Origin of the sequence: Streptomyces bobili (genome assembly GCF_002154575.1) — a bacterium.
In the GTDB taxonomy this organism is placed as follows: Bacteria; Actinomycetota; Actinomycetes; order Streptomycetales; family Streptomycetaceae; genus Streptomyces; species Streptomyces bobili.
In genome coordinates this window covers 1-6,216 of sequence record NZ_MUBA01000026.1, presented here as the reverse complement: position 1 = coordinate 6,216, position 6,216 = coordinate 1, and the positions used below count along the sequence as shown (strand labels likewise).

Genomic DNA, 6,216 nt, shown 5'->3' with positions numbered 1-6,216 from the left:
GTGCTGGGGTGCTGGGGTGCCGGGGTGCCGGATGCCGGATGACGGGGCCGCTGTCGACGTACGCCCGTGCCGGTACGCCGGGTTACTCCCGCCGTGGGACGACCCGGGCGGCGCCGACCGGCAGCGTGGTGGGCGTGAAGCTGACCCGCCCGGTGCGCCGGGCCAACCTCGTCGTCCATGTCGCCGCCTCCGCGAGCTGGCTCGGGCTCACGCTCGGGCTGCTCGCGCTCGGTACGGCCGCGGCCACCACCGGGTCGCCGGCCACCGTCGAGGCGTCCGTCCGGGCCATGAAGCTGTTCACGGACTGGCTGCTGCTGCCGGTCGCCGCGCTCACGCTCCTCAGCGGCCTGGTGCTCTCGCTGGGCACTCCGTGGGGACTGGCGCGGCACCGCTGGGTGTTCACCAAGTTCTGGCTGACCCTGGCCACGACCGCCGCGACCGTCTTCGCGCTGCGCCCCGGCGTGAACGCGGCGGTCACCGCCGTGGCCGCGGGCGAGACGCTCCCCGACGCCGGTGACGTCCTGTTCGGGCCGGTCGTCTCCCTGTCCACCTACGTCTTCATGACCGTCGTATCGATCCTCAAGCCGTGGGGGCTCACTCGTCGCGGCCGGCGGCTCCGCGAGGCGGAGGCCGGCGGACAGGCGAGGGCGGGGCGCGCCCGTCAGACGGCCTGACCCTTTGGTGCGTGCGTGCGTGCGTGCAGTCGCCGTCCGCCCCCGCCGCGAACCTTCACCGCGCGCACACGCCGGGACGCTGGGATGCTGGAGGGAGCGTTGCCCAAGGCGTGACGAGAAGTGGCGGTGAGCGCCACGACCGGGCTTGCGGAGGGCGGGCGATCAGGATCATCGCGGGCGCAGATCGCGCGGCGCGTGAAGGAACCGATCCCGACCGGCCCGGCCCTGGCCCATGGCCTCCGCGCCTGCCTACGGCCGCTGATCATCCACGACACCGAATCGAGGCGACGGTATGAGCGCGACTCACACTTCGCACACCGGGACCGCCAAGCAGCACTGGGCACAGGGGCTCACGGTCTTCGCCGCAGTGATCCTCATGCTCTCGGGGATCCTGGACATCTTCCGTGGCATCATGGGGATCGCCGAGGACGACGTCTTCGTCACAACTCGCAGCTATGTCTTCGAGTTCGACCTGACCGGCTGGGGCTGGATCCATCTGGCGCTCGGAGTGGTCGCCGTGCTCGTCAGTCTGGGGCTCTTCCGGGCATCCATGTGGGCCCGCGTCGCCGGGGTGGCCATCGCGGCACTCATCGTCATCGCCAACTTCCTCTCGCTGCCGTACTACCCGGTGTGGTCCGTCGTGACGATCGCCTTCGCCGGGTTCGTCATCTGGGGGCTGTGCGTGTCGCGGTCGGACACCGCCTCGCTGCGCTAGTGATGCCCGCGCGCGCGGGCGGCCGGCCGCCGCCCGCGCGCGTCCGAACGGCCAGGAAGGCGGCGCGCGATGTGCCGATGGCTCGCCTACTCGGGAACGCCCGTTCTGCTCGAGACGATCCTCTACAAGCCGGCCCATTCACTCATCGACCAGAGCCTGCACTCCCGGATGGGGGTCGAGACGACCAACGGCGACGGCTTCGGAGTCGGCTGGTACGGGCCGGACCTGCGGACCCCGGCGATCGTCCGGGACATCGGCCCGGCGTGGAGCAACCGGAATCTGCGGGAGATCGCCGGTCATGTGCGGTCCCCCCTCTTCTTCGCCCACATCCGTGCCTCGACGGGGTCCGCGGTGCAGCAGACCAACTGCCATCCGTTCCGCCATGGCAGCTGGATGTGGATGCACAACGGCGCGATCGCCGAGTTCCACCGCATGCGGCGGGACCTCGCGCTGGCCGTCGACCCTGAGCTGTTCCTCGACATGGAGGGCTCGACGGACTCGGAGATGATGTTCTACCTGGCCCTCACCTTCGGTCTGGAACAGGACCCGCCGGGCGCCGTGGCACGCATGGCGGGCCTGGTGGAGCGGACCGGCCATGAGCACGGAGTGGAGTTCCCGCTCCAGATGACGCTCGCCGTGACCGACGGAGAACGGCTGTGGGGCTTCCGTTACTCCAGCCAGAAAGCCTCGCGTTCGCTGTTCTACAGCACCCAGGTGGACACCCTGCGCGCCCTCCATCCCGACCTCGAGTTCCTTCGCGAGGTTTCCGGCGGGACCCGACTCATCGTGTCCGAGCCCCTCGGTGACCTCCCCGGCGCCTGGAACGCCGTTCCGGAGGGCACCTGCGGCGTGGTCCAGCCCGACGGCGACGAGATGTTCTCCTTCGCGCCACGCGAGCCGGCCCTGGCCTGAGCGGGCCCCGGCGTGAACAGGCCGGGAGCACCCGCGGAGCGTGTACCGGACCACTCGGGGAGCGACAGCCGGTGGGGCCGGCTGACGGACTGACCGACCGTTGGCCGGCTCCTGCGCGCCGAGCCCTCCACAGTGCGTCCGGCACCATGTGTCGATGCGAGGCCTTTGCTCGCTGGCAGCTCGCTCGCCCCGGTCAGCCACTGTCCCGTCTCACCGAAGGTTGGTCAGTCCCACCGAACCTTGACCACTCGGCTGTCTGTCTCATCGATTCCTAATGCCGTTCGTCAAGCCGCGGCGCACGCTTGAGGTAGCGGGCAGGAGATGTCGGAGGTGCGCGGTACAGTCCGTTCATCCGACTGGGGAGGGCTCATGGCGACCAAGTGGAGCTTGACGATCGACTGCGCGTACCCGGGGAAACTGGCCGCGTTCTGGGCGCTGGCGTTGGGCTACGAGGAGAAGCCCGCGCCCGCAGGGTTCGGGAGCTGGGAGGAGTGGTTCTCGCATCATGAGGTTCCGGAGGACGAGTGGGATGACGGGGCGTACCTCTCAGATCCGGACGGCGTGGGCCCCACCTTGTCCTTGCTGAAGGTGCCGGAGCCGAAGGTGGCGAAGAACCGGCTGCATATCGACGTGCAAGTTGGTGGCGGCCGTGAAACCCCGTGGGAGGTGCGCTGGCCGCGCGTGGTCGAGGCGGTGGAGCGGTTGACCGCTGCGGGCGCGACCGTGGTCCGCGAGGACGAGTTGCAGGGCAGGCCGGATCACGTGGTGATGGCAGACCCGGAGGGTAACGAGTTTTGCCTGGTCTGACGGGGTCGGTCAGGCCAACTGGCCGCGCGCAGCGTGTCGCGTCCCTTTCTATGCGGCAGCCCTTGCCGGCGGAGCCGGCTCGTAGCGCCGTCCGTCGCGCAGAAGGGCCCAGAGGACGTTGACGCGGCGGCGAGCGAGAGCCAGGACGGCCTGGGTATGGCGCTTGCCCTCGGCACGTTTGCGATCGTAGAAGCGCCGGGATTCCTCGCAGTGGCGGATGCTGAACAACGCCGAGGTGTAGAAGACGCGTTGGAGGCGGCGGTTGTATCGCTGCGGACGGCGCAGGTTCCCGCTCAGTTTTCCGGAATCGCGGGGCACCGGGGCGAAGCCGCCGAAGCCGGCGAGACGGTCGGCGGTGCCGAACGCCGTCATGTCGCCGCCGGTGGCTGCCAGGAACTCGGCGCCGAGGATGATGCCCAGGCCGGGCATGCTGGTAATCACCTCGAAGGTGTGGTGGTCGCGAAACCGGGTCTCGATGGCCTTGTCGAGCTCGGCGACCTGCTGGTTGAGGCTCATCACTTCCTTCGCCAGCGTGTGTACCAACGTGGCGGCCAGCTTCTCGCCGGGCAGGCTCGTGTGCTGCCGTTCGGCGGCCTGGACAGCGATTTCGGCGAGCCGATCGGGGCGGACGACGTGGCGGTTGCGCAGCCAGGTCTCCAGCCGCTTGACGCCGATCCGGCGAATAGCCGCGGGGGTCTGATAGCCGGTCAGCAGGGTGAGCGGGCCGGTGTTGGTGAGGTCCAGGGCCCGCTCCAGGCCGGGGAAGATGCCGGTGAACTGGGCACGGAGGCGGTTGACGGTGCGGGTGCGGTCGGCGACCAGGTCCATGCGGCGGCCGGTGAGGATCTTGAGATCGATGACGGTGTCGTCGCCGGCCCGCAGCGGATGCAGATCGCGGCGGACGCGGACCTGGTCGGCGATGATGGCGGCGTCCTTCGCGTCGGTCTTGCCCTCGCCGCGGTAGCTCTCGGAGGCGCGGTGAATGGCCCGGCCGGAGATGTAGTGGACCGGCTGGTCGCGGTTGACCAGGAGCGCGATGGCCAGGGCGGCTCCGCCGTCGGCCAGGTCGATGCCCCAGGTCACCTCGTCACCCAGGGCCAGGATGTCGGCGAGGAGTTCGAGCAGTTCGGGTTCGTCGTTGGCGACGCGTCGCGACAGCAGCCGGCGGCCGCTCTCGTCGATCGCGACGCAGTGATGGTGGGCTTTGCCTGCGTCGATGCCGGCCATGTGGTGCCTCCGTGTGGTGGTGTTGCTGGCGCCTCCCACGGACGACCTCGCTGTCGATTCCCTACGTAGCGATCATTCGCAATTCCCAATTGGCAGCCGTCGGGCGGCCAATCGATGGAAGCCACAAGTGGCAGAAGTTTGAAAGCCACACCCGACGCCCCTGGGTGGATGAACCATACGAAGGGCTCACCACGTCCCGCAGAGCAACGTAGGGAACTTTGACCGCCGCAGGTCAAGGCAGATGGCCCCGAGCCAGGCCGGCGCTGACGGCGACGGGGCTGGCCAAGGGTCGTCTGGCGGGTGAGGTCGTCGAGCGGGCGGGCGCGGCCGGCCAGGACCAGGCGGCGATTGCCCCGGTCCACGTCATCGAGCTGGCATTCACGCACTGCCTTCGGCCGGGCCGGCATGGACGGCGGCCAGGGTCAGGCCAGGGCCAGGGCCAGGGCCAGGGCCAGGGCGAGTCGTGCGGCCGGCTTGGTCGCCGCGTCGACGGCGGTACGGACCTCGTCGCCGGGCCGCTGCGGCTTCACGGAGGGGATTTCGGGCTGACTTCGACGGTTTCGTCACCACCGCAGGCGATGCCATCCGCCCGCTCATGGAGTGCAGTCTCCGAACTGGGTCAGGACCGGCCCGGCCGAGTCAGCGGGAATCCGTTGCGTCGTCCTCGGCCGGGCCGGGGCCTGCCGTGCTGGCGGCGGCCTGGCCGGCGGCTCGTTCCGCGCGGAGTTCTTCGGCGACGTCGTGGGCCCGGCCCGGGTCGTAGACGGTGACCGAAGTGCCAGGGCTCGACATCGCTCCTGCCCGGGGCGTGTACCGGTAGATTTCGACGCCGCGTCGGGCGGCCATGTCGTCGACCTCGCCGACGGGTACCCGCCACAGCTCGGCGGTGTAGGACCGGGTCCACCACTCGTCCGGACGCAGGAAGTCTCGCTTGACCTCCGTCTGACGCTCCACCGCCACCTGGACCTGGCCGAGTTGCTCGGTCAACCAGCCGGTCAGCGCCTGTGCGTCGACCCGAGAGAACGGTGCGAACGTCCCCGGTTCGCACTCCACCGTCTCGCTGCCGGTATGCAACACCACTTTGATCGACCGTCGCTGCCCCAGGCTGAGTCGCTCGATGACGACCACTCGCTGCAGATCAGCCATCACCATGGTCGACGAACGCAGAAAGCGGGCGATCACGACCTGGGCCGGAGTTCCCAGGGGGCGGAACTCGATCCACCGCACCTTCAGGGAGACCGTGGCGTACATCATGGCCACGGCGAGCACGATCACTGCGACCACCGTGAGCGCCAGTAGGACCCAGAAAAAGCCCCAGCAGAGTGAGTTCCCCGAGAGCACGGCGGCCACCAGCGCGCCCAGCAGAAGCGGGGCTGCGACCACCGGCGGGACCATGATGCTCCCGCCGAGCATGGCAGCCAGCTCGCGGGCCCTGCTGGGCACGAACAGCAGCCGCCATCCGGCTGTCACGGGTAAGACAACTTCCGCAAGCGAGCCGGGACGCCGAGTTTCCATGACTCAAAGGTAGGGCCCTGCAACGGAGTTCGTAAGGCTGACCGACCTTCGGTGAGACGGGTCAGCCACCGGGCAGAGGCGGGGTCTTGCCATCCGAACAGTACCGATATATCGTTGACGCATCGCGATCGATCAACGACCGACTGAATGGAGTGATGGCGATGCGTACCCACGGATACGAGCGTGGACATGGACAGGACGGCTTCTCCCGGCGCGGCCGGGGTGGCTTCGAGGGTGTGCGGGGGGCTTTCGGGCCCTTCGGTCCGGGTGGGCCGGGCGGCCCCGGCGGCCCCGGCGGTTTCGGCGGCTTCGGGCCCGGGTTCGGGCCGGGGCCCTGGGGCGGTCGAGGGCGGGGCGGACCCAGGG

At 69.6% G+C, this 6,216-nt stretch carries 6 protein-coding genes and 1 pseudogene; 5 read left to right on the top strand and 2 right to left on the bottom strand.

Features of this window, described 5'->3' with window-relative positions; all coding sequences use genetic code 11:
- The first annotated feature begins 134 nt into the window (after positions 1-134).
- The 4 genes from BZL64_RS02945 (at position 135) to BZL64_RS02930 (ending at position 3,108) form a co-directional block, all read left to right on the top strand.
- Complete coding sequence (locus BZL64_RS02945; protein ID WP_086765829.1) at positions 135-674, top strand: DUF2269 family protein; 540 nt, start codon at positions 135-137, stop codon at positions 672-674.
- Between the two features lie 292 nt (positions 675-966).
- Entirely contained in the window at positions 967-1,389 is a 423-nt protein-coding gene (locus BZL64_RS02940) for a DUF7144 family membrane protein (RefSeq protein ID WP_086765827.1), read from the top strand.
- Positions 1,390-1,458: 69 nt separating this feature from the next.
- Positions 1,459-2,301 carry a class II glutamine amidotransferase gene (locus BZL64_RS02935; protein ID WP_086765825.1) on the top strand — a complete coding sequence of 281 codons (843 nt, stop codon included), beginning with the start codon at positions 1,459-1,461 and terminating at the stop codon, positions 2,299-2,301.
- A gap of 369 nt (positions 2,302-2,670) precedes the next feature.
- Positions 2,671-3,108, top strand: coding sequence for a VOC family protein (locus tag BZL64_RS02930; RefSeq protein WP_086765823.1), 438 nt, complete (start codon positions 2,671-2,673; stop codon positions 3,106-3,108).
- Positions 3,109-3,156: 48 nt separating this feature from the next.
- On the opposite strand, the gene BZL64_RS02925 is transcribed toward BZL64_RS02930, so the two are convergent.
- Positions 3,157-4,335 carry an IS110 family RNA-guided transposase gene (locus BZL64_RS02925; RefSeq protein WP_086765821.1) on the bottom strand — a complete coding sequence of 393 codons (1,179 nt, stop codon included), beginning with the start codon at positions 4,333-4,335 and terminating at the stop codon, positions 3,157-3,159.
- Positions 4,336-4,974: 639 nt separating this feature from the next.
- Positions 4,975-5,850, bottom strand: a complete 876-nt coding sequence (locus BZL64_RS02920; protein WP_143662961.1) for a hypothetical protein — start codon at positions 5,848-5,850, stop codon at positions 4,975-4,977.
- Positions 5,851-6,011: 161 nt separating this feature from the next.
- Here BZL64_RS02920 and BZL64_RS40805 point away from each other — a divergent pair.
- Positions 6,012-6,216: pseudogene (locus tag BZL64_RS40805) on the top strand (PadR family transcriptional regulator); the annotation flags it as partial.

Coding starts and splice junctions, on each gene's coding strand:
- BZL64_RS02920 (WP_143662961.1), bottom strand. CDS start 5,850: ATGGAAACTCGGCGTCCCGGCTCGCTTGCGGAAGTTGTCTTACCCGTG.
- BZL64_RS02940 (WP_086765827.1), top strand. CDS start 967: ATGAGCGCGACTCACACTTCGCACACCGGGACCGCCAAGCAGCACTGG.
- BZL64_RS02935 (WP_086765825.1), top strand. CDS start 1,459: ATGTGCCGATGGCTCGCCTACTCGGGAACGCCCGTTCTGCTCGAGACG.
- BZL64_RS02925 (WP_086765821.1), bottom strand. CDS start 4,335: ATGGCCGGCATCGACGCAGGCAAAGCCCACCATCACTGCGTCGCGATC.
- BZL64_RS02930 (WP_086765823.1), top strand. CDS start 2,671: ATGGCGACCAAGTGGAGCTTGACGATCGACTGCGCGTACCCGGGGAAA.